Here is a 22,145-nt window from a genome sequence, read left to right on the forward strand (position 1 = left end):
GGGATGCCTTTCTTGCCGTAGGTGCGGCATCCGTGATCATGGTGCAGCGGATAACGTGCCGCAATCGTCGACTGGTGCAATATGCCACTCCGGGCCAGCGCGTGCCGGCCGACTCTTGCGCGTTTCGATCTTATCCATAGGGCATGTCGTATCGCCGTCATCATCCTCGCACACGATACACATAGGATCCTGCACGACGTCCTGTTGACGGAGGTAGCCATGACGACGACAGATTTCGAAGACGCAGTGGCAGAGCTGCTGCATAACATCTACGCTGCGAGCCCGGCGGAGCGGGCTTTGGCGGCGGCGCGATCCCGTCAGGCGATTGTCGCGATAAGGCGATCCGGATTGCCGGTTCCTCGGATCGCACGGACACCAAACGGTGCGGCAGAGGATGGCGGGCCGGAAGGGCCGACCGTGGAATGCCGCAAGAGCGCACCGCACTAAAGTTTTCAAGTCAAGATATTGGCAGGTCGAGAGCGTGTCCGCGACCTGAACATGATGCGCGCGTCGGCAACGCACCCGCGCACCGAGAGGGTTGCTTGCCGTAAATCAGTCGGCTGATGTTCACCTGGAATTCATTTCTGTTCCGCAAGTTCGCCGGGAACGCATCAGACCCGGAGATAGTCATGACACCCTTCATCAGAACATTGGCGTTGGCGGGCCTGGCGGCCATTGCCAATCAGGCGCACGCTGAAAGCGGCATCGCGCCGGACAAGGTCAGTTTTGCACAAGTTGCAGCTCTGGATGGCCCGGCGGCCGCGCTTGGCACCGGCATGCGGGAAGGCATTCGCGCCGCTTTCGAAGAAGCGAACCGGGCTGGCGGCGTGCATGGGCGGATGGTCAATCTGGACAGCTTCGATGACGGGTACGAACCGGACCGTTCGGTCGCACTGGTGCGGAAAGTCATCGCGGACGATAGCCATCTGGGTTTCATCGGCGCCGTGGGCACGCCGACGGCACAGGCCGCGCAGCCCATTGCAACCGAGGCCGGGCTGCCCTTCATCGCCCCCTTCACGGGGGCGGGTTTCCTGAGAGATCCCGCGCTGAAAAACGTCGTCAACGTCCGGGCCAGCTTCGGGGCCGAGACGGAGGCTTGGATCTCTTATCTTGTCGATGGTCTCGGGCTTTCATCGATCGCGATCCTGTATCAGGATGATGGTTTTGGCCGCGTGGGTCTGGATGGCGTCACACAGGCCCTCGACCGGCGGGGCATGACCCTCGCGGCGCAGGGCACTTACACCCGCAATACCGTGGCGGTAAAATCTGCGCTGCTCGACATTCGCAAGGCCGCGCCGGAGGCCGTGGTGATGGTCGGGGCCTACAAGCCCATCGCCGAATTCATTCGCTTGTCGAAGTCGCTGAACTTCGATCCGACCTTCGTGAACATTTCGTTCGTGGGCTCCGACGCTCTGGCCGCGGAACTCGGCCCCGATGGCGCCGGCGTCATTATCAGCCAGGTCGTGCCCTTTCCGTGGGACGCATCACTGAAAGTCGTTGCGGACTATCACGCGGCGATCGCCGCCGTCGATCCGGCAGCTCAACCCAGCTTCGTCACGCTGGAAGGCTATCTTGCCGGCCGCGTCGCCCTGCGCGCACTCGACGCTGCCGGGCCGGACCTGACCCGTGAAGGGTTCCTCGCGGCCATGAACGGCCTCGGCAGCTTTTCTTTGGACGGGCTCGATTTTGCATACGGTCCGTCCGACAATCAGGGCATGGACTCCGTCTTCCTCACGCGAATTACGGATGACGGCAACTTTGAAACCGTCGCCGTGCCTGAAAAACAAGCAAGCAACTGACGTCATCCCCGCTCTAACCCATGACCACTGCCAACCTTCGTGCCGGCAGTGGTCACATGCGCCGCGCACTTTCGCACGATTCGAGGAACGACATGAAACAGACCTTTAGCAGCCGCTTTGGCAGCATCGCGTTCAAGGTGACGGGCAGCCTCGCCGCCATGGGTATCGCGACCGGGGCCGCCGTGATTATCGGACTAATGGTCTTCGCGTCGCTCGGTGCTTCGGTTCAATCCCTGATGTCAACCGAGGTCCCGCGCATTGCCGCGAGTCAGTCGGTAATCGAGGGGACGCGGGCGGCACGAGATGCACTGATCCTCGTGTCGCAGGCGCCCGATGCCGCAGCCGTGAACACGGCAGGACAACGTTTCGACACAGCGCTGAGCGGACTGGACGCCGATGTAGCCGCGATGGGTGGAGAAACGGTGGACGGCCTACCGCAAATGGTGGACGACCTTGCTGCTGCAGTGGACCGGATGGGCGCGGCCTTGGACGAGAGGTTCCAGGCCGAAGCGCGTATGGTAGAGCAGATCAAGGCATTCCAGTCTCTTGCCGTCACCACGAGCGAGATCCTGACCGAACTGTCCGACAACGCATTCTTCGATGTGTCGATCGGAGGCGAAAACACGGTCACGACGGTCCGTGGTGCGCTTCAAACGCTGACTGAGGATGAATTCGGATACATGCAGGCCATCCTTGGGGTACGGGCAGACCTCAATCTGGTGACCAGTCTCGCTTTGGCGATCAATGCAGAGCAGGACGCTGCCTTGACCGGAATTATGCGTGACGTCGTCACTGCAGCGTTCGACCGGATGGACCGCGCCCTGACGCAACTGAAGGACAACGGTCGGTTGGCCGACGGCGAAGACGTGTTGTTGGGAACCCGAGATGAACTTGGACAATTGGTCCGCGGCGGCTTTGTCCGTCGCCCGGGCCTGTCCCAACGGCTGCTGGCGCTGCGCCAGGATAGCGATGCAGCGCTTGGAAGCCTGATCGATGACCAGTCGTTCGCTTTGGCGATCATGGCTAGCGATCGCGCTGGTGATACAGACGCGGCCATCCGCAAACTGGTCGACACCGATGTGCGCCGCCTTGGCGAAAGCTCGCGTATTGAAATCGCAGTTCAGGCCCTTTTCCTGAGCGCCCTTCTGGGCGCGGCAGCTCAGGATGCGGTCGCGGTAGAGGCGGCTCAGGCTGTGTTGAGCGAAAAGGCACGCGCAGTCGCGGCAGCTGCGTCGGATGAAATCGTCACGCCGGACCTCGCGGCGCGGCTGGACGAGATCATCGCCTTCGCCGATGCCGAGGACGGCCTTTTGGCAACGCGGCGCATGTATCTTGATGCGGTAATTACAGCGAAGGCGCTGTCCCGCGATGCCAGTGACCAACTTACGCAGATTGCCACGACAGCACAGGCACAGGGTGCGGAGGCCATGCAGGCGATGGTCGAATCGGGCGATGCCGTGTTGGCTGAAACGACGCGCGCCCGTGAAGAAATGCTGCTGATCGGCGCAATCAGCGCCGCATTGCTGCTGCTATCTCCGATCCTGACATGGTTCTGGATCGTCCGACCAATGGTGCGCGTGACGCGTGTAACGGAACGATTGGCCACTGGTGATCTGGCGCCGGTAACCGGCTTCGGTCGGACCGGCGGAGAAATCGGCCGAATGGCCGCCGCGCTTGCTGTTTTCCGTGACGGTCTGATCGACCGCGAAGCGATGCAGGCGCAGGAGCGAGAGCGGGAAGCCCGCGACCGCGCCGCGAGCATTGCCGCCGAAGAGGCGAAGCGCGCGGCAGAAGCCAAGGCTCAGGCCGAGCAGGCCCGGCGGGAGGCAGAGGACCGCGCGCGCGACGATGCCGCCAAGGTAAGGCAGGAGGAACTGGCGCGCGCGGCGCAGGCGGAACGCGACGAACGTGCGGCGGAACAGTCCCTTGTCGTGACGAATCTGGCCAAGGCATTGCAGCAATTGGCATCCGGTGACTTGACGACGGAGATCTCGACGCCCTTTGCGGGTGCCTATGAGGATCTTCGGCGGGATTTCAATGCCACAGTAAGTGCCTTGGCCTCGACGTTGCGCGAGGTGGTGGAAAATGCCGAGAGCATCAAGAACGGGGCGCATGACATTTCCTCCACCGCTGACGGTCTGTCGCGGCGGACCGAAAGTACCGCCGCCACCTTGCAGCAGACGGCAGTCGCCATGGATCAGCTGACGTCGTCCGTCGGATCATCGGCGCGACTTGCGGTCGAGACCGATGCTTCAGTCGCCGCGGCCAAGGGAAATGCGGAATTCAGCGGCGGCATCATTGAAGAAACCGTCGCGGCGATGGACCAGATAGCCGAATCCTCCGGCAAGATCACGGCAATCGTGAAGCTGATCGACGATATCGCTTTCCAGACCAATCTGCTGGCGCTCAACGCGGGGGTCGAGGCGGCGCGTGCCGGTGACGCCGGACGTGGATTTGCTGTTGTCGCGTCGGAGGTGAGGGCGCTGGCGCAGCGTTCTTCCGAGGCTGCCAGTGATATCGGCGACCTGATCGCCGAAAGTGGAAATCAGGTACGGAAGGGCGTGGAGCTTGTGGATCGTACCGGCACGGCGCTGCGCGAGATCGTGGAGTCCGTCTCGGTCATTGCAGGGCAGGTGTCGGACATTGCCGCCTCGGCCAAAAGACAATCGACCACCTTGGCGGACATCAACGATGCAGTGATGCAACTGGACCAATCGACCCAGCAGAACGCCGCGCGGTTGGAAGAGACAACCGCCGCAAGCGAAACCCTGACCCAGGATGCCGTTTCGCTGGTCGTCAGTCTCGAACGGTTCAATCATCGCGGATCGGGGGCCAACTTGGGTTCTCCGCCACAACGGCAGGGGGGCCGCCGTGACATATCGGGAACTCGCGCTGGGTAGATGGACTGCATCGATAGCGGAAGCGCCCAGCGATTTTTATCATGTCAAAGCATGACAGTAATCGACCTCTTCGGAATGGTTTGCAGCGCGACGGTTCAGTACTGTCGCGCTTTCTCGGGGGCGCTGTCGTATCGGAAGCCACGTCGTTCGGGACTTGTTTACTGATTCGCGGCATGAAATTGTGCAGCTTCAGGCACAAGACGAACGGGTGAACGATGCAGGCCGACACGCTGCTGCGCGATGTTTTCGGATTCGACCGCTTCAGGCCCGGTCAGGAAGAGATCGTCGATGCGGTCGTGGCGGGGCAAAATACGCTGGCGATCATGCCGACCGGCGGCGGCAAGTCGCTGTGCTTTCAATTGCCTGCCCTTGTGCGGCCCGGCGTGACGGTCGTCATATCGCCATTGATCGCACTGATGCGAGATCAGGTCCGAGGATTGAAGGAAGCCGGTGTGGCTGCCGGTGCGCTGACCTCCGGCAATACGGAAGAGGAGACGGAGGCCGTCTGGGCGCAGCTGGCAGCAGGCACGCTGAAGCTGCTTTACATGGCGCCCGAGCGGTTGGCGTCCTTCGGCACGCAGCGTATGCTGCGCGAGGCCAACGTCACCCTGATCGCCGTCGACGAGGCCCATTGCGTCAGCCAGTGGGGTCACGACTTCCGTCCGGATTACCTGCGGATCGGCGAACTGCGCGAGGTGCTGGACGTGCCGCTGGCCGCCTTTACGGCGACGGCAGACGCGGAAACGCAGGTCGAGATCGTTCAGAAACTCTTTGCCGGTGCGACACCGGCGATCTTCCTGCGCGGCTTTGACCGTCCGAACATCCATCTGGCCTTTGCAGTTAAGGATAATCCGCGCAATCAGATCCTGGGCTTTGCCGCTGCCCGCAAAGGGCAGGCTGGCATCGTCTATTGCGGCACGCGGGCCAAGACGGAAACGCTGTCACAGGCGTTGGGGCAGGCGGGGCATTCTGCCTGCCACTACCACGGCGGCATGGACGCCGAGGCGCGGCGCAATGTCGAGAGGCGGTTCCAGCAGGAGGACGGGCTGATCGTCACCGCGACGGTCGCCTTTGGCATGGGGATCGACAAGCCGGACATTCGCTGGGTCGCTCACGCCGACCTGCCCAAGTCGATCGAGGGCTACTATCAGGAGATCGGCCGCGCAGGGCGCGACGGCGAACCGGCGGAAACGCTGACGCTCTACGGCCCGGAGGATATCCGTTACCGCCGGCAGCAGATCGACGAAGGGCTGGCCCCGCCGGAACGGCGCGCTGCCGATCATGGGCGGCTGAATGCCTTGTTGGGTCTGGCGGAGGCGCTGGAGTGTCGGCGCCTGAACCTGTTGCGGTATTTCGGAGAGAATCCGAAGCCCTGCGGCAATTGTGACCTTTGCGACAAGCCCGCAGAGACCTTTGATGCCACGACCCCCGTCCGCATGGCGCTATCTGCCGCGCTGCGGACGGAGGAGTGGTTCGGCGCGGGCCACCTGATCGACATCGTGATGGGCGCGGATACCGCCAAGATACGGGAGCGGGGCCATAGCAGCCTGCCGACCTATGGTGTGGGCAAGGAATGGGACAAGCGTCAGTGGCAGGCGATCTTTCGGCAGATGATGGGGCGTGACCTGTTCCGCCCCGATCCGGAACGTCACGGCGCCCTGCGCATGACTGACGCGGCGAGACCCATCCTGCGGGGTGAGGAGACGATCACTTTGCGTCGCGATACCGTTCAGAACGCGAAATTCAGTCCCGCCGTGCGCCAGATGGTCAGCGAGGAGGATGCACCGCTGCTCTCGGCGCTGAAGGCGAAACGTCGTGGGCTGGCAGAGGCTGCAGGTGGTCCGGCCTATATCATTTTCAACGACAAGACGCTGATCGAGATGGCGGAGCGCAAGCCGGCCACACTGGACCAGATGGCCCGCATCGGCGGTGTCGGTGCGAAGAAACTGGAAAGCTACGGTCGTGCGTTTCTGGAGGTCATCGCCGGTGCCGTGGAAGAGGTCCACCCCGCGCGGCTGAAGTTGGCGGGGCGGACGGAAGGCGCGGTCTACGACCGGCTGCTGGCGGTGCAGGCGGACCTTGCACGGGGGGCGGACGGGCTGGACAAGCCGATGTCGTGCTCTGCCGCACAACTGGCCAAGGTCGCGCAGCTTCGCGGTGCCGACGAGGACACGCTCGCCCGCGTGATCGGCGACCGTCACGCGGAACGCTTCGGTCACGCCTTTCTGGCAGTGCTTTCGGAATAGGCGTCGGCAGGAAGGCGCGCGGCGTCGTAGTCCGCCACGGCCTTGACCGAACGCCTGTCCTGACAGCGCGCCACCCAGTTGCGCACCACGTCCGCATCGGGCGTGAAGGCCGGGAACCAGCTGAAGGCCGAGGACATCAGCAGGTCGGCCGCGGTGTAGCTGCCACCCAGCAGGTATGGATTGTCCGTCAGTGCAGCGACCAAGTGGTTCTTGAGTTCCTCGGGCCCGCGGAACGTGTTGGCGAAAGCCGGATGCGTGACCTCGGCGACCTTGGCGACCATGACAGGTTCCAGCACGTTGCCGTAATAGGCTAGCCAGGACAGGTAGGGCCCCCGAAGCGGATCACCGACCTGAGGGCCCATCGGGCCGGCGAAGAGGTCGGTCAGGTAGAGGATGATCGCGTTGCTTTCGCGGATGACCGCGCCGTCGTGGACCAGAAGCGGGACCTTGCCCTCGGCATGGGGGTTGTCGGGATCGGGCGCGCCGAAGCGGCCTTGCCGGACGACGCCCACGACCTTCACGTCGATCTTGTCGAGAATGTCCATCTCTATCAGCAGCTGGACAATGCGGGTCGAACGGGTCTGCGGCGCGTGGTAGAGTGTCAGCATGGGAATTCTCCTTTGTGTATTAAGTCTGCGGTCATATTACGGCACCACCCCTGTCAGATTCCGTCAGGATCACCATGGCCCGCACCGACCGCCTGTTTCGCCTGATCGACAGCCTCCGCCGCTTGCCGGCGCCGGTGACCGCAACGCGGTTGGCGGCGGAAACGGGGGTGTCACAACGCACGCTCTATCGCGACATCGAGACCCTGCGTGCGGGCGGCGCGTTGATCGATGGGGCGCCGGGCTATGGTTACACCCTGACCGAGGACACGGCGTTGCCGCCCCAGACCTTCACGCGAGAAGAAATCGAGGCGCTGATGCTGGGGTTGGCCGAGGTGCCGCATCGTGGCGATGCCGCACTGGCAGCCGCCGCCGATACCGCGCTGGGCAAGATCATCGCGACGCTGCCGGACAGGCAGCAGCGGCAGGCACAGCACGCTGCCGTCATGGTGCGCAGATACGAACGGTCCACCGCGGCCGTCGCCGACATGTCGCGCGTGCGTCACGCCTGTTGGGAGGAGGTGGCACTTGACATGATCTATCGCGACCGGGCCGGGGCAGAGACGAAGCGGCGCATCTGGCCGCTCGCCACGGTCTACCTTGAGCAATCGGTCATGTTGCTGGCGTGGTGTTGCCTGCGGCATGACTATCGGATGTTCAAGTCCGACCGGATCGTGGATGTCATCCAGACGGCGGAGAGTTTTCGGCCTCGCCGGGCGGGCATGCTGCGCGACTATCTCGCGCGGCTGCAGCGGGGCGGCTGACCTGCGACATGCAGGTGGGTGGCATACGGGGACGGGCCTGCTACAACGCCGGCATCGCAGACCGGAGGTTCCATGCTCGTCACCATCTCGCCCGCCAAATCTCTGGATCTTTCACCGGTCAAAGTCACACCGACCACACCGCAATTCGAGTCGGATGCGGTGCGGCTGGCCCGGACGATGCGGGGCCGGACATTGACGGAACTGCGGGATTTAATGGGAATTTCCGACGATTTGGCGCGGTTGAACCGTGACAGGTTCAGGGCCTTCAGCGCGGACCCGGCTTCGGATGCGATCAAACCCGCCGCATGGATGTTCGATGGCGATACCTATCAGGGGCTGGAAGCCCGGACAATGGAGGCGGAGGATATCGCGTTCGCGCAGGCGCACCTGTGCATCCTGTCGGGACTTTACGGGCTTCTGCGGCCCTGCGACGGCATCCAACCCTATCGTCTGGAAATGGGGTCGCGGCTGAAGACCCGGCGCGGCAATAGCCTTTACGACTATTGGGGCGACAGAATCGCCAAGGCGTTGAACGCCTGGGCGGCAGAGGTGGGGACCGATACGCTCATCAACTGCGCGAGCCAGGAGTATTTCGGTGCCGCAGACCGCAAGGCCCTGCGGCTCCGGGTCATTACGCCGCAATTCCTCGAGGTGAAGGAAGGTCGTCCCCGCGTGGTCTCTTTTTTCGCCAAGCGGGCACGTGGCGCGATGGCGCGATTCGTCATGACGGAAGGGCTGACAGAGCCGGAAGCGATAAAGGACTTCGACGCAGGGGGGTATCGCCATGACGCGACACGGTCGCAAGGCGATAGCTGGGCGTTCGTCCGCGACTATCGTGCGTGAATGACCATTCGCGACCGGCTCGCGGTCGTACGACCTCTTGACTGTAGCGGCTGGGCCGGATGGGTCGGACTGCGCCCGTCATTGGTATGAGTTGTTCCCGCTGGCGCAAAATGTGATCGTTTGGTCGCCCTTGTGTCATGACGACGGCGGTGCCGCATCATAGATCAGGGAGGGGCCGAGGGAGAGTTGTGCCATGACCGAGACCATCAGCTTCACGCTTGACGGTGAAACCGTTACGGCGGCGCCCGGCCAGACGATCTGGGAGGTGGCCCATGGCCGCGGCCTCGTCATTCCGCACCTGTGCTTCAAGGATGCAGCGTCCTATCGTCCCGACGGCAATTGTCGCGCCTGCATGGTCAGCATCGCGGGAGAGCGGGTGCTGGCGGCGTCGTGCCTGCGGGTGCCGACGGAGGGCATGGTCGTGACAACCGATCAGCCGCGTGAGGTAAAGGCACGCGCCATGGTGATGGAGCTGCTGGTGGCCGACCATCCTGACCATGCGGTGTCGCACGACAAGTCCAGTCACATGTGGGACATGGCCCGCATGGAAGGCATCAGCGACAGTCGCTTTCCGGCAAAGCGGGCCGACCATGTGCCGCTGCTGGATGACAGCCACGTCGCGATGCGCGTGAACCTCGATGCCTGCATCCAGTGCAATCTGTGCGTCAGGGCCTGCCGCGAGGTGCAGGTGAACGATGTGATCGGCATGGCCTATCGCGGTCACGATGCCTACCCCGTGTTTGACATGGACGATCCGATGGGGGCCAGCACCTGCGTGGCCTGCGGGGAATGCGTGCAGGCCTGCCCGACCGGTGCCCTGATGGAGGCTTCGGTTCTGGACGAAGCGCAAGTCGGCGACAGTGCAGATTTCGACGAAGAGATCGCTTCGGTCTGTCCGTTCTGCGGCGTCGGCTGCCAGATCAGCCTGAAGGTCAAGGACGGGCGGGTGAAATACGTCGACGGCTTGAACGGGCCGGCGAACGAGGGGCGGCTGTGCGTTAAGGGGCGCTTCGGCTTCGACTACATCCACCATCCCCATCGGCTGACTGTGCCGCTGATCCGCCGCGACGACGCCCCCGCCAAGGGGCTGAACGTCGATCCTGGCAATTGGGGCGATGTTTTTCGCGAGGCGACCTGGGAGGAGGCGTTGTCCCGCGCCGCGGGCGGTTTAGGCGGGTTGCGCGACAATCAAGGCGGCGCGGCCGTCGCGGGGTTCGGCAGCGCCAAGTGCACCAACGAGGAAGCATACCTGTTCCAAAAGCTGATCCGTCAGGGTTTCGGACATAATAACGTCGACCACTGCACCCGGCTGTGCCACGCGTCCTCGGTCTCCGCCCTGATGGAGAATGTCGGGTCGGGTGCCGTGACCGCCACCTTCAACGAGATCGAGAATGCCGACGTGGCCATCGTCATCGGCGCCAATCCGATCGAGAACCATCCCGTCGCGGCGACCTATTTCAAGCAGTTCACCAAGCGCGGCGGCAAGCTGATCGTCATGGACCCGCGTGGACAGGCGTTGAAGCGGTTCGCGTCGCACATGCTGCAGTTCAAGCCCGGCACCGACGTCGCCATGCTGAACGCAATCTGCAACGTCATTGTCGAGGAAGGGCTTTTCGACCGGCAGTACATCGATGGCTATACCGAAGGGTGGGAGGCGGAACAGGTGCACCTGAGAGGTTTCGACCCCGATCGCATGGCTGCCGTCTGTGGGGTCGAGGCCGATGTGCTGCGCGATGTCGCGCGCACCTTTGCAGGGGCGAAGGCTGCTATGATCTTTTGGGGCATGGGTGTCAGCCAGCACACTTACGGCACCGACAACGCGCGCTGCCTGATCTCTCTGGCGCTGATGACGGGGCAGATCGGGCGGCCGGGAACGGGCCTGCATCCGCTGCGGGGACAGAACAACGTGCAGGGCGCGTCCGATTCCGGCATGATCCCGATGTTCCTGCCGGACTATCAGTCCGTGACCAGTGCGGAAATTCGTGCGAGCTTTGAGGATGTCTGGGGTGGCGTGCCGATCGACCCCAACAAGGGGCTGACGGTGACGGAGATCCTCGACGCGGTCCATGACGGTCAGATCAAGGGTATGTATATCCTTGGCGAGAACCCGGCGATGTCGGATCCCGACCTCGACCACGCGCGTGCGGCGCTGGCAAAGCTGGAGTGTCTGGTCGTGCAGGACATCTTCCTCACCGAGACCGCAAATTATGCCGATGTCATCCTGCCCGCCAGCGCGTTCGCAGAGAAGTCGGGCACAGTGACGAATACCAACCGTCAGGTGCAGATGGGGCGTCCGGCCGTGCCGCCACCAGGTCAGGCCCGAGAGGACTGGTCCATCATCACCGATCTGGCCCAGCGGCTGGGCCTCGACTGGGCATACACGCATCCGCGAGAGGTGTATGCGGAAATGGCGCGGACCATGTCGTCGCTGGATAACATCACCTGGGACAGGCTGGAGCGGGAGGCGGTCACTTACCCCTCGCTGTCGCCCACCGACCCGGGACAGCCAATCATGTTTGCGGACGGCTTTCCGCGCGAAACCGGAAGGGCCAAGTTCACGCCGGCCAATGTCATCGCGCCGGACGAGGTGCCGGACGCGGATTATCCGATGATCCTGACGACCGGACGGCAACTGGAGCACTGGCACACCGGGTCCATGACCCGCCGCGCCACAGTCCTGGACGCGGTGGAACCGGAAGCGAATTGTTCCCTGCATCCGTCGACGCTGAGGCGGATGGGTCTTGCGGCCGGCGACAGGGTGTCATTGACGACCCGTCGAGGGACAGTCGAACTGATGGCCCGTGCAGACCGCGCCGTTTCACCCGATATGGTGTTTCTGCCTTTCGCTTATGTCGAAGCCGCCGCCAACCTTCTGACCAATCCGGCGATTGATCCCTATGGCAAAATTCCAGAATTTAAGTTTGCTGCGGTGCGGGTCGAACCCGCATCTAATTTGGCGCCCATAAAATAAGGGCGATATTGGTTCCATCACAATCAAGAGCGGGGTGTCGGTTTTTCGAACACGGCTCTGTGAAAATAGCCTTTTTTATAAATAACAATAAGTTAACGTAAGCCAAATTTAGCCCATGTCGCAAAAAGAAAACACTGATTGTGCTGAAAGATAGAAAGCGGGTCAGCCTCTCGAACTTGGACGGCATCGGACGCATTTATTGCTCAGACCCCGCGCTGCTGCGGGAGCACTCAAAAGGATTTTAGCCATGAAAAAGACTGCCAACATCTTTGCTGCCGCCGTTGCCGCTGCCATCGTCGCCAGTGCAGCTTCGGCACAGACCAGCACGTTCAACGGTGCCAACAGCGCGAACGATCAGTTCGACGACCTGCAGACGCAGATCGCGAACGACGCCTCGCGCGATGTCGGCCGTTTTGGCAACGAAGGCCGTGTCGTCGGTTCCTACGGCTCCATCGCGCTGCGCGCCACCGCTCAGAACGACAACAACGGCCGTGACCTGACCGATGGCGTCGGTAACGTGATCGGCACCCAGAAGGACGACAACTACGAAGTCGGCCTGGGCCTGCGTTACGGCACCTTCGACGGCGTGAACGGCATCGACGTGACTGCGACCTACAACTACAGCGAGACCAACGGCGTCGTCGACACCAAGGAATTGCTGATGGGCGCCGACTACCGTCGTGATTTCGGACCGCGCTTCTTCGGTTATGGTCAGTTGAACGCATCCTTCGACGATGCTGCACCGAACGCCGAAAACTACACCGACGTCTTCGTGGGTGCCGGTATCGGTTACCGCATCCTGAACGACGCAACGAGCCAATGGTCCATTCAGGCCGGCCCGGGCTACCGCTACACCGAGTCCGTCAACAATGGCGACAACTCCGAAGCGGCGGCCTCCATCTCCTCGAACTACTACCGTTCGCTGAGCGAGACGTCCTACGTCACCAACGACACCGATGTGATCTACTCGGACAGTTCCACGCTCGTCACCAACGAACTGGCGCTGAACGTGTCGCTGACGAATGCGCTGTCCCTGCGCACCTCGCTGACCACTGCCTACGACGACTCCTCGGACGAGGACTTCGGCGATGCGCAGAACTCGCTGGGCGTTTCGGTCGTCTACAACTTCAACTGATCCAGACGGATCGGTCCACGACAGGCGGGCGGTGGCGAGAGCCACCGCCCGTTTTTGTCTGTCTGCGGGAATTAAATGAACGGGCGTTCATAAAATATTTGACGCAAGACGATCGACCTCACAGTATGATCTGCAGCAGATGCGACGCGAGGAGGCGGCGCATCGCCGATCCGGGCCAACCCGGACGAGGGAGGAGATCGCATGCCGTCAGCCGCGCCGGAGGCCGGAGCCGTGACAGTGCCGCATCTGCTGGCGCGCAATGTCGCGCAGCGTGGTAACAAGGCCGCCTATCGCGAAAAGGAATACGGGATCTGGCAAAGCTGGACCTGGGCGCAGGCGGCGGAGGAGATCGACGCGCTGGCGCTGGGTCTGCTGGAGTTGGGAGCCAAGACAGGCGATCACATCGCCATCTCCGGCCGCAACCGTCCGGCGCTGTATTGGGCGATGGTTGCGGCGCAGAAACTGGGCTGCGTGCCCGTGCCCCTGTATCAGGAGGCCGCCGCGGAGGAGATCGCCTATGCCCTTGAGCATTCCGGTGCGCGTTTCGCCATCGCGGGCGATCAGGAGCAGGTCGACAAACTGGAAGAGGCTCGCGAAGGTCTGACGACGCTGGAAAGGGTGATCTATCTCGATGGTCGCGGGCTGCGCCGCTATGACCACAGCGCAATGACCAGTTACGCCGATGTGCAGGCAATGGGGCGCAAGTCGGCGCGGCGGGACGAAATGGAGGCCCGCACCGACGCGCGCACTTACGATGACACCTGCGTCATGCTCTATACCTCGGGCACGACGGGACGACCGAAGGGCGTTGTGCTGTCCAACCGAAATGTGATCGAGACGTCGAAGAATTCAGCCCGCTTCGACGACCTGCGCGCGGGGGACGAGGTGTTGGCCTACCTGCCGATGGCATGGGTGGGAGATTTCATTTTCTCGGTCGGGCAGGCGATGTGGACCGGGTTCTGCGTGAACTGCCCCGAAAGCGCCGACACCATGCTGACTGATCTGAGGGAAATCGGGCCGACCTATTTTTTCGCTCCGCCCCGGGTGTTCGAAAACCAGCTGACCACCGTGATGATCCGGATGGAGGATGCTGGCCAATTCAAGAAGAAGCTGTTCGACCACTATATGAAGGTCGCCCGTCGCGTTGGACCTGCGTTGCTGGATGGCAATTCGGTGAGGGCGTTCGACCGCCTGCGCTATGCGCTTGGCAATCTGCTCGTCTACGGACCGCTGAAGAACACGCTGGGCCTGTCCCGCGTGCGCGTGGGGTATACGGCGGGGGAAGCGATCGGGCCAGAGATCTTTGATTTCTATCGTGCGCTGGGCATGAACCTGAAGCAGCTCTACGGCCAGACCGAGGCCACCGTTTTCATCACCCAACAGCCGGACGGAGAGGTCCGGTCGGACACCGTCGGCGTGCCGTCCCCCGGCGTGGAATTGCGGATCGCCGAGAACGGAGAGGTCTTCTACCGCTCGCCCGGCACCTTTGTGGAATACTACAAGAACCCCGAAAGCACTGCGTCGACCAAGGATTCCGAGGGTTGGGTCGCGACGGGTGACGCGGGCTTCATCGAGGACGGCAGCGGCCACCTGCGGATCATCGACCGCGCCAAGGATGTGGGCAAGCTGGCTTCTGGGGCGATGTTCGCGCCCAAGTATGTCGAGAACAAGCTGAAGTTCTATCCCAACATCCTCGAGGCGGTCGTCTTCGGCGCCGGCCGGGATCACTGCGTGGCCTTTATCAACATCGACCTCGCCGCCGTGGGCAACTGGGCGGAGCGCAACAACATCGCCTATTCCTCCTACCAGGAGCTGTCGCAGCACCCGAAGGTGCTCGACCTGGTGGAGGGGCACGTGAACGCGGTGAACGAGAGCATTGCGCAGGACCCGATGCTGGCTGCCTGCCAGATCCACCGCTTCCTGATCCTGCACAAGGAACTGGACGCCGACGACGGCGAGATGACCCGGTCGCGCAAGGTCAGGCGCGCGGTGGTAGGGGACAAGTTCGCCGACCTGATCGCGGCGCTCTACAACGGCGCGCCCGAGATCTATACGGAAACGGAAGTGACATACGAGGACGGCCGCAAGGGCAAGATCAAGGCGACGTTAGCCATCCGCGATGCGACCGTCGTCGACAGTGCACGGGCGACTGCGGCATGACGATTTTTCCTAAAAAATCGTGCCTTCGGCGGGAGATTGTCCGGCTGGGTGAGGCGGGGGGCCGCGCATGAAAGACACCGCAGCGCCCTACGTCACCACCGACGGTCGCCAGATCGGCGACGTGCTGATGGACATGCGCGGCATCACCCTGCGCTTCGGCGGGGTGGAGGCGATCAAGAATATCAGCTTTGACATCCGCGAGGGCGAGATCCGCGCGATCATCGGGCCGAACGGGGCTGGCAAATCGTCGATGCTGAACGTGATCTCTGGCTTCTATAACCCGCAAGAGGGCGAAGTGTGGTTTCGCGGCGAGAAGCGTCCGGCAATGAAGCCTTTTCAGGTCGCGCGTCTTGGCATTGCCCGGACATTCCAGAACATCGCGCTCTTCGACGGGATGAGCGTGCTGGACAACATCATGACCGGGCGGCTGACCCACATGAAGACCGGGATGCTGTCCCAGATGATCTGGAAGGGTCGCGCCGAGCGGGAAGAGGTCGAGAACCGCGCCGTGGTGGAGCGGATCATCGATTTCCTTGAAATTCAGGCGATCCGCAAGACGCCGGTGGGGCGGCTCCCCTATGGCCTGAAGAAGCGGGTGGAACTGGCCCGCGCGCTGGCGGCGGAGCCGAAGTTGCTGCTGCTGGACGAGCCGATGGCGGGCATGAATGTCGAGGAGAAGGAAGACATGAGCCGCTTCATCCTTGACGTAAACGACGAGTTCGGAACGACCATCGCCCTGATCGAGCACGACATGGGCGTGGTGATGGACCTATCCGACCGGGTGGTCGTCATGGACTATGGCCGCAAGATCGGCGACGGCACGCCGTCCGAGGTGCGCAACAATCAGGAGGTCATCGATGCCTATCTCGGTGTGGCCCATGACTGAGGCAGGCGCCCATGTCCGCTGACATCCTTTATACCTTTGAGGTCGTGATCAACGGACTGATGTCCGGTGTGCTTTATGCACTGGTGGCGCTGGGCTTCGTGCTGATCTTCAAGGCGAGCGGCATCTTCAACTATGCGCAAGGTGTGATGGCGCTGTTCGCGGCGCTGACGCTGGTGGGGATCATGGAGGGGCAGGTGCCCTTTGCCCATGTCATCAACGCGACTTTCGGAACCGATATCCATACCTTCGGCTGGACCGTGCCCGCCCTGCTGGGGATCGCGCTGACACTGGTGGTGATGATCGTCTTTGCCTGGATGGTGCATACCTTCGTGTTCCGGCACCTTGTGGGTCAGGAGCCGATCATCCTCTTCATGGCGACCATCGGGCTCGCGTATTTTCTGGAAGGCGTGGGTGATCTGATGTGGGGGTCCGACATCAAGACGTTGGACGTGGGCATCCCGCAGGGCGGGTCGCTGTGGGTGGAGAACATTTCGGCCCATCTCGGCGGCGACGATTTCTACGGCTTCTTCATCGACAAGCTCGACATCACGGCGAGCATCGTGGCGGCGATCCTCGTCGCCGGGCTGATCGTCTTCGCGCAATACACCAAGCAGGGCCGGGCGATGCGGGCGGTGGCCGATGATCATCAGGCGGCGCTTTCGGTGGGTATCTCGCTGAACTTCATCTGGGTGCTGGTCTGGTCGCTGGCGGGGATGGTCGCGCTGGTGGCCGGTGTCATGTGGGGCGCGAAGTCCGGCGTTCAGTTCTCGCTGTCGCTGATCGCGCTGAAGGCGCTGCCGGTCTTGATGCTGGGCGGTTTCACCTCAATCCCCGGCGCCATCGTCGGCGGGCTGATCATCGGCGTCGGCGAGAAGTTGTTCGAATATACCGTTGGGCCGATGGTGGGTGGGGCGACCGAGAACTGGTTCGCTTACGTGCTCGCGCTGATCTTTCTGGTGTTCCGTCCGCAGGGCCTGTTCGGGGAGCGGATCATTGAACGTGTGTGACCTGTCATGCGCCCGCGTGAGGCAGAGCCTCACGACGCCCGCCCGCCCGGCCACGCGGGCCTTCGGCGGGAGTTTGTCACGTCAGATTAGGGGGATGCGTCATGCTCTATCGTGAGGCCGGCGATTTCAAGACGACCTACGCGGCGGACAGCCAGACTTTTCCGATTGCCTTCGACCGGTGGCGCTACTGGGCGGTGCTCGCGGTGGCTTGGCTGGTGATCCCCTTCGTCATCGACGACTACTGGGCGAACGCGATCCTGGTGCCGTTCCTAATCTATTCCATCGCGGCGATCGGGCTGAACATCCTGACCGGGTACTGCGGGCAGGTCAGCCTTGGCACCGGCGGGTTCATGGCCGTGGGGGCCTATTCCGTCTACAAGCTGATGACGGCGTTTCCGGACGTCAGCATGTTGATCCATGTCGTGCTGGCGGGGTTCATCACCGCGGCGGTGGGCGCGGCCTTTGGTCTGCCCAGTTTGCGGATCAAGGGGTTCTACCTTGCCGTGGCAACGCTGGCAGCGCAGTTCTTCCTCGTATGGCTCTTCAACAAGGTGCCGTGGTTCTACAACTATTCCGCATCCGGCCAGATTTCCGCGCCGGAGCGGTTCGTGGGCGGCATCGCCGTGACCGGGGCTGGCACGGCGCCTGCCGCGCAATACCTGATCTGCCTGTTCTTCGTGACGCTTTGCGCCCTGCTGGCACGGAATCTGACGCGGGGCAGCGTCGGGCGCAAGTGGATGGCGATCCGCGACATGGACATCGCGGCCGAGATCATAGGGGTCAATCCGCTGACCGCCAAGCTTTCGGCCTTCGCCGTTTCGTCCTTTTTCATCGGGATCGCAGGGGCACTGTTCTTTGCTGTCTACCTGGGCGCGGTCGAGGTGGGCGAGGCCTTCGGCATCCAGAAATCCTTCCTCGTGTTGTTCATGTGCATCATCGGCGGGCTTGGCAGCATCTTCGGCAGCTTTGCCGGGGCGGCGTTTCTGGTCCTGTTGCCCGTCGCGCTGAAGGTGCTCGGCGTGGATCTGCTGGGTTGGCCAAGCTCGACCGTCGCGCATCTGCAACTGGTCGCCGTCGGCGCGCTGATCATGTTCTTCTTGATCAAGGAACCGCACGGGTTGGCACAGCTGTGGCGCATTGCGAAGGAGAAACTGCGGCTTTGGCCGTTTCCATACTGATACCGTGCGGGGGATGCCCCGCCGGGACCGACCGGGCGCACCCCGGCATTCACGATCAATCTTTGGGAGGAGACTTGAGATGAAGACGAAGACATTTGTTACAGCGGCGATGGCCGGTCTGCTGGCCGGCAGTGCCGCATGGGCGGAACTGGTGGTTCCCGACCTGAGCTATCGCACGGGCCCCTATGCGGCGAACGGCACGCCGTTTTCCGATGGCTATCAGGATTACCTGAACCTGCTGAACGCCCGTGACGGCGGCATCGGCGGCGAGATGATCCGCATCAACGAATGCGAGACCGCCTACAACACCGAGAAGGGCGTCGAATGCTACGAAGCGACGAAGGGTGACAGCCCGCTGATCTATGAACCGCTGTCGACGGGCATCACCTATCAGCTGATTCCCAAGGTCAGCGCGGACGGTATCCCGATGCATACGCTGGGTTATGGACGGACCTCGGCCGCGGCTGGCGAGACGTTCCCGTGGATCTTCAATTATCCGGCGACTTACTGGGATGCGGCGAGTGTCGCGATCAATTACTTGTTAAGCGAGAATAACGACGATCTGTCGGGCAAGAAGATTGCGCTGATTTACCACAACTCTGCCTACGGCAAGGAGCCGATCCGCACGCTGGAAGCGCTGGCGTCCAAGCACGGCTTCACCCTGAGCCAGCTGCCGGTCGATCCTCCGGGGCAGGAGCAGAAGTCGCAGTGGCTGCAGATCCGGCGCGAGCGGCCAGACTACGTCATCATGTGGGGCTGGGGTGTGCAGAACCAGGTCGCCATTCAGGAGGCCGCGAACGTCGGATTTCCGATGGATCATTTCATTGGTAACTGGTGGGCCGGGGCAGAGCCGGACGTGATGCCGGCTGGCATGGCGGCCGACGGCTACAAGGCGCTGAACATGAACCGGGTGCAGGACTATCCTGTCCTGAAGGAAATCCAGGCGCAGGTCATCGACGCGGGCAACGGGGCCGGCGACGGGTCCAACGTGGGACAGGTTCTGTACATCCGGGGCATGTACAACGCCATGCTGACGGCCGAGGCGATTGCGAAGGCGCAGGAGCTGGCCGGCACTTCGCAGATCACCGCCGCCCAGATGCGCGCCGGGATGGAGGCGCTGGAGATCACCAATGCCCGCATGGCGGAACTGGGAATGGAAGGCATCGGGCCGGAATTCAAGGTCTCCTGCCAGAACCACTCCGGGTCGGGCGAGGGGTTGGTGCAGCAGTGGAACGCGGCCGAAAAGAAATGGGTGCCGCTGACCGACTTCATCACCCCGGACAAGAGCGTGATCGACCCGCTGATCGCCGAGGATGCGGCGGCCTATGCGGCCGAGAACAATATCACGCCGGGCTGTCTGTAACCTTTGTCGGGTGGCCCCGCGGGGCCACCCGAATCTTCGAGTATTTCTGAAAAAGCGAGGACAGGGCCGCGCCATGGTGGAGACTGCCGAGACCGAGACCTTGCTGGAGGTCAGCAATATCGAGGTGATCTACAATCACGTGATCCTCGTGCTGAAGGGCGTGAGCCTGAAGGTGCCGAAGGGCGGGATCACTGCTTTGCTGGGTGGCAACGGGGCAGGCAAGACCACGACGCTGAAGGCGATATCCAACTTGCTGCACTCCGAACGGGGTGCGGTGACCAAGGGCAGTATCCACTATCGCGGCGAGCGGGTGCAGGAGCTTTCGCCGGAGGCGCTGGTGAAGCGCGGCGTGATCCAGGTGATGGAGGGGCGGCACTGCTTCGAACACCTGACGATCGAAGAGAACCTGATGACCGGCGCCTATACCCGCAGCGCGTCCAAGGGGGCGGTCAGCGCCGATCTCGAGATGGTCTATACCTATTTCCCGCGCCTGCGAGAGCGACGCAAGAGTCAGGCGGGCTACACCTCTGGTGGAGAGCAGCAGATGTGCGCGATCGGGCGGGCATTGATGAGCCGTCCCGAAACGATTCTGCTGGACGAGCCTTCGATGGGTCTTGCGCCGCAGCTGGTCGAGGAGATCTTTGGCATTGTCAGGGATCTCAATGCGCGCGAAGGTGTCAGCTTTCTGCTGGCAGAGCAGAATACCAACGTCGCCCTTCGGTTCGCGCACCACGGCTATATCCTTGAAAGCGGACGGGTCGTCATGGAAGGGCCGGCGCAGGATCTGCGCGAGAACCCCGATGTGAAGGAGTTCTACCTGGGCGTATCCGACGAAGGACGGAAGTCATTTCGGGATGTGCGCAGTTATCGCAGGCGCAAGCGCTGGCTAGCCTGACAATTTGACAAAATATTGCCGAACTGATCCATTTTAAGAAACTTTATTGCAATATCCTCATTGTCTCGTATCGGCGGTCGCTACCGCCAATAATCTGATGAGGAGCATCTGAAATGAAAATGACGCTTTTGAGCGGCATCAGCGCGATCGCGATGTCCTGCGGCGCGGTGCCGGCCTTTGCCGCAGCCCATACAGGCGACGCCATGATGACCTGCGAGCAGTTCCTGGCCTTGGCGCCCGCGGATCAGGAAACAGGGGCGCAGACCCTAGCCGCGGCCGGCCGCGAAAAATCCATGGGCAGCAGCGATGTGACTGCCTCCAGCCCTGACACGACTTCGACCGATACGAGTGCCTCGGCTACAGATTCCAGCGCAGCGACTGGAACGATGGCGACTGACAGTGCTGCGGCACCAACCGAATCCGATGCGACCGTGAATGCCGATGGCAGCGCGTCGATGGATGGCACGATGCCCGCGGATTCGACCCCCGACGCGACCGCTTCGGCCGATGGTAGCATGACCACCGGTGACAGCGCCACGACGGGATCGGCGACGGCCGATGCGGCGACATCCACAGACAGCAGCGCGACCGATACGGGCAGTTCGACCACTGCCGACAGCGGCTCGGCGACGGCTGACAGCGGTGCGACCACCACGGCCGACAGCGGCAGTGCGACTGGCACCGACAATAGCGCAACAATGTCGGCCGACAGCACTTCTGACACTGCGTCCGGCAGCAGCATGGACAATGCATCGTCGGATATCGTGCTGGCACTGGTGACGATCTGCGGCAATTCCGGTCAGGCTGCGAACTGACCAGCGGCAACCGCCACCGGCCCCGGGGGCGCGCGGCATTGCCGCGCGTCCTTTGCCGCACCAGCCCTTTGCCCGCGTCGCGATAGTGTGCCGCGGCGCGGCGGCGGTGACCCTGATCCTGCTGTAACCACAGATAGGATTGCATCCCGCAGTCCTTTATCATTTCTGGAGACGATCGATGAAGACCACCTGCCTGATTGGCCTGTTCAGCGTATTGGCCACGCCGCTGCTGGCGCAGACCCAGCCAGAGACCGGCACTGGGAACCCGACGCTGTCCTGCAAGCAGTACCTCGAAATGGACGAGGCCGCGCAACAGGATGCCATCGCGACTCTGATGACCGTCGGATCGAACGAGATGCCGCCGGCCGACGCCGGAAAGGACAGTGGCGACGTCGGCAACATGACATCGTCCGATGCGGCCGCAGCCCCAGCGGATTCGGCGATGACGAAAGAGAACTCCGATACCGGCGCCGACAATATGGGCGTCGGGGCAGAGGTGTCGCCCGACATGGTGCGCGCAGTGGTCAACATCTGCCAGAACTCGGCCGAACCGTCCTGATCCCAGACGCTGACAGCCA

17 protein-coding genes are annotated in these 22,145 nt (G+C 62.6%); 16 read left to right on the forward strand and 1 reads right to left on the reverse strand.

Features of this window, described 5'->3' with window-relative positions:
- Positions 1-219 precede the first annotated feature (219 nt).
- The 4 genes from BUA54_RS20865 (at position 220) to recQ (ending at position 6,945) form a co-directional block, all read left to right on the forward strand.
- Entirely contained in the window at positions 220-447 is a 228-nt protein-coding gene (locus tag BUA54_RS20865; RefSeq protein ID WP_143155439.1) for a hypothetical protein, read from the forward strand.
- A gap of 182 nt (positions 448-629) precedes the next feature.
- Entirely contained in the window at positions 630-1,799 is a 1,170-nt protein-coding gene (locus tag BUA54_RS14250) for an ABC transporter substrate-binding protein (protein WP_072858046.1), read from the forward strand.
- Between the two features lie 20 nt (positions 1,800-1,819).
- Positions 1,820-4,699, forward strand: a complete 2,880-nt coding sequence (locus BUA54_RS14255) for a methyl-accepting chemotaxis protein (RefSeq protein ID WP_143155440.1) — start codon at positions 1,820-1,822, stop codon at positions 4,697-4,699.
- Between the two features lie 215 nt (positions 4,700-4,914).
- Positions 4,915-6,945 carry a DNA helicase RecQ gene (gene recQ, locus BUA54_RS14260; RefSeq protein ID WP_072857931.1) on the forward strand — a complete coding sequence of 677 codons (2,031 nt, stop codon included), beginning with the start codon at positions 4,915-4,917 and terminating at the stop codon, positions 6,943-6,945.
- On the opposite strand, the gene BUA54_RS14265 is transcribed toward recQ, so the two are convergent.
- Positions 6,915-7,553 (reverse strand): glutathione S-transferase family protein, encoded by a 639-nt coding sequence (locus BUA54_RS14265; protein ID WP_072857932.1) that lies wholly within the window; start codon positions 7,551-7,553, stop codon positions 6,915-6,917. The two genes, recQ and BUA54_RS14265, sit on opposite strands and share 31 nt — an antisense overlap.
- 74 nt (positions 7,554-7,627) lie before the next feature.
- Here BUA54_RS14265 and BUA54_RS14270 point away from each other — a divergent pair, with 74 nt between their 5' ends.
- The 12 genes from BUA54_RS14270 to BUA54_RS14325 all read left to right on the forward strand — a co-directional run bounded on the left by BUA54_RS14270 (position 7,628) and on the right by BUA54_RS14325 (position 22,126).
- Positions 7,628-8,314 carry a helix-turn-helix transcriptional regulator gene (locus tag BUA54_RS14270; protein ID WP_072857933.1) on the forward strand — a complete coding sequence of 229 codons (687 nt, stop codon included), beginning with the start codon at positions 7,628-7,630 and terminating at the stop codon, positions 8,312-8,314.
- Positions 8,315-8,386: 72 nt separating this feature from the next.
- Positions 8,387-9,157 (forward strand): peroxide stress protein YaaA, encoded by a 771-nt coding sequence (yaaA, locus tag BUA54_RS14275; RefSeq protein WP_072857934.1) that lies wholly within the window; start codon positions 8,387-8,389, stop codon positions 9,155-9,157.
- Positions 9,158-9,350: 193 nt separating this feature from the next.
- A complete protein-coding gene (fdhF, locus tag BUA54_RS14280; protein WP_072857935.1) occupies positions 9,351-12,128 on the forward strand; it encodes a formate dehydrogenase subunit alpha in 2,778 nt (925 codons plus the stop codon).
- 247 nt (positions 12,129-12,375) lie between these two features.
- A complete protein-coding gene (locus BUA54_RS14285; RefSeq protein ID WP_072857936.1) occupies positions 12,376-13,263 on the forward strand; it encodes a DUF481 domain-containing protein in 888 nt (295 codons plus the stop codon).
- A 201-nt stretch (positions 13,264-13,464) separates the two neighbouring features.
- On the forward strand, positions 13,465-15,423 hold the full coding sequence (locus BUA54_RS14290) for an AMP-binding protein (protein WP_072857937.1): 1,959 nt from the start codon (positions 13,465-13,467) through the stop codon (positions 15,421-15,423).
- A gap of 67 nt (positions 15,424-15,490) precedes the next feature.
- Entirely contained in the window at positions 15,491-16,309 is an 819-nt protein-coding gene (locus BUA54_RS14295) for an ABC transporter ATP-binding protein (protein ID WP_072857938.1), read from the forward strand.
- An 11-nt stretch (positions 16,310-16,320) separates the two neighbouring features.
- Positions 16,321-17,316, forward strand: coding sequence for a branched-chain amino acid ABC transporter permease (locus BUA54_RS14300; protein WP_072857939.1), 996 nt, complete (start codon positions 16,321-16,323; stop codon positions 17,314-17,316).
- A gap of 101 nt (positions 17,317-17,417) precedes the next feature.
- Positions 17,418-18,494, forward strand: a complete 1,077-nt coding sequence (locus BUA54_RS14305) for a branched-chain amino acid ABC transporter permease (protein WP_072857940.1) — start codon at positions 17,418-17,420, stop codon at positions 18,492-18,494.
- 79 nt (positions 18,495-18,573) lie between these two features.
- Positions 18,574-19,857: an ABC transporter substrate-binding protein gene (locus BUA54_RS14310; RefSeq protein WP_072857941.1), complete on the forward strand. Its 1,284-nt coding sequence runs from the start codon at positions 18,574-18,576 to the stop codon at positions 19,855-19,857.
- A 73-nt stretch (positions 19,858-19,930) separates the two neighbouring features.
- Entirely contained in the window at positions 19,931-20,752 is an 822-nt protein-coding gene (locus tag BUA54_RS14315; protein ID WP_072857942.1) for an ABC transporter ATP-binding protein, read from the forward strand.
- 113 nt (positions 20,753-20,865) lie between these two features.
- The gene (locus BUA54_RS14320; RefSeq protein WP_072857943.1) at positions 20,866-21,567 is read left to right on the forward strand and encodes a hypothetical protein; all 702 of its coding nucleotides are present in this window, start codon (positions 20,866-20,868) and stop codon (positions 21,565-21,567) included.
- A 178-nt stretch (positions 21,568-21,745) separates the two neighbouring features.
- Positions 21,746-22,126, forward strand: a complete 381-nt coding sequence (locus BUA54_RS14325) for a hypothetical protein (protein ID WP_072857944.1) — start codon at positions 21,746-21,748, stop codon at positions 22,124-22,126.
- The last annotated feature ends 19 nt before the right edge of the window (positions 22,127-22,145 follow it).

It is taken from the genome of Loktanella atrilutea, from assembly GCF_900128995.1.
Taxonomy (GTDB): domain Bacteria; phylum Pseudomonadota; class Alphaproteobacteria; order Rhodobacterales; family Rhodobacteraceae; genus Loktanella; species Loktanella atrilutea.

Excerpts from the sequence above, each read along its gene's own strand:
- BUA54_RS14290 (WP_072857937.1), top strand. The coding sequence starts at position 13,465 with ATGCCGTCAGCCGCGCCGGAGGCCGGAGCCGTGACAGTGCCGCATCTG.
- fdhF (WP_072857935.1), top strand. The coding sequence starts at position 9,351 with ATGACCGAGACCATCAGCTTCACGCTTGACGGTGAAACCGTTACGGCG.
- BUA54_RS14255 (WP_143155440.1), top strand. The coding sequence starts at position 1,820 with ATGACCACTGCCAACCTTCGTGCCGGCAGTGGTCACATGCGCCGCGCA.
- BUA54_RS14270 (WP_072857933.1), top strand. The coding sequence starts at position 7,628 with ATGGCCCGCACCGACCGCCTGTTTCGCCTGATCGACAGCCTCCGCCGC.
- BUA54_RS14320 (WP_072857943.1), top strand. The coding sequence starts at position 20,866 with ATGAAAATGACGCTTTTGAGCGGCATCAGCGCGATCGCGATGTCCTGC.
- BUA54_RS14300 (WP_072857939.1), top strand. The coding sequence starts at position 16,321 with ATGTCCGCTGACATCCTTTATACCTTTGAGGTCGTGATCAACGGACTG.
- BUA54_RS14315 (WP_072857942.1), top strand. The coding sequence starts at position 19,931 with ATGGTGGAGACTGCCGAGACCGAGACCTTGCTGGAGGTCAGCAATATC.
- BUA54_RS14295 (WP_072857938.1), top strand. The coding sequence starts at position 15,491 with ATGAAAGACACCGCAGCGCCCTACGTCACCACCGACGGTCGCCAGATC.
- yaaA (WP_072857934.1), top strand. The coding sequence starts at position 8,387 with ATGCTCGTCACCATCTCGCCCGCCAAATCTCTGGATCTTTCACCGGTC.
- BUA54_RS14305 (WP_072857940.1), top strand. The coding sequence starts at position 17,418 with ATGCTCTATCGTGAGGCCGGCGATTTCAAGACGACCTACGCGGCGGAC.
- BUA54_RS14265 (WP_072857932.1), bottom strand. The coding sequence starts at position 7,553 with ATGCTGACACTCTACCACGCGCCGCAGACCCGTTCGACCCGCATTGTC.
- BUA54_RS14285 (WP_072857936.1), top strand. The coding sequence starts at position 12,376 with ATGAAAAAGACTGCCAACATCTTTGCTGCCGCCGTTGCCGCTGCCATC.
- BUA54_RS14325 (WP_072857944.1), top strand. The coding sequence starts at position 21,746 with ATGAAGACCACCTGCCTGATTGGCCTGTTCAGCGTATTGGCCACGCCG.
- BUA54_RS14310 (WP_072857941.1), top strand. The coding sequence starts at position 18,574 with ATGAAGACGAAGACATTTGTTACAGCGGCGATGGCCGGTCTGCTGGCC.
- recQ (WP_072857931.1), top strand. The coding sequence starts at position 4,915 with ATGCAGGCCGACACGCTGCTGCGCGATGTTTTCGGATTCGACCGCTTC.
- BUA54_RS14250 (WP_072858046.1), top strand. The coding sequence starts at position 630 with ATGACACCCTTCATCAGAACATTGGCGTTGGCGGGCCTGGCGGCCATT.
- BUA54_RS20865 (WP_143155439.1), top strand. The coding sequence starts at position 220 with ATGACGACGACAGATTTCGAAGACGCAGTGGCAGAGCTGCTGCATAAC.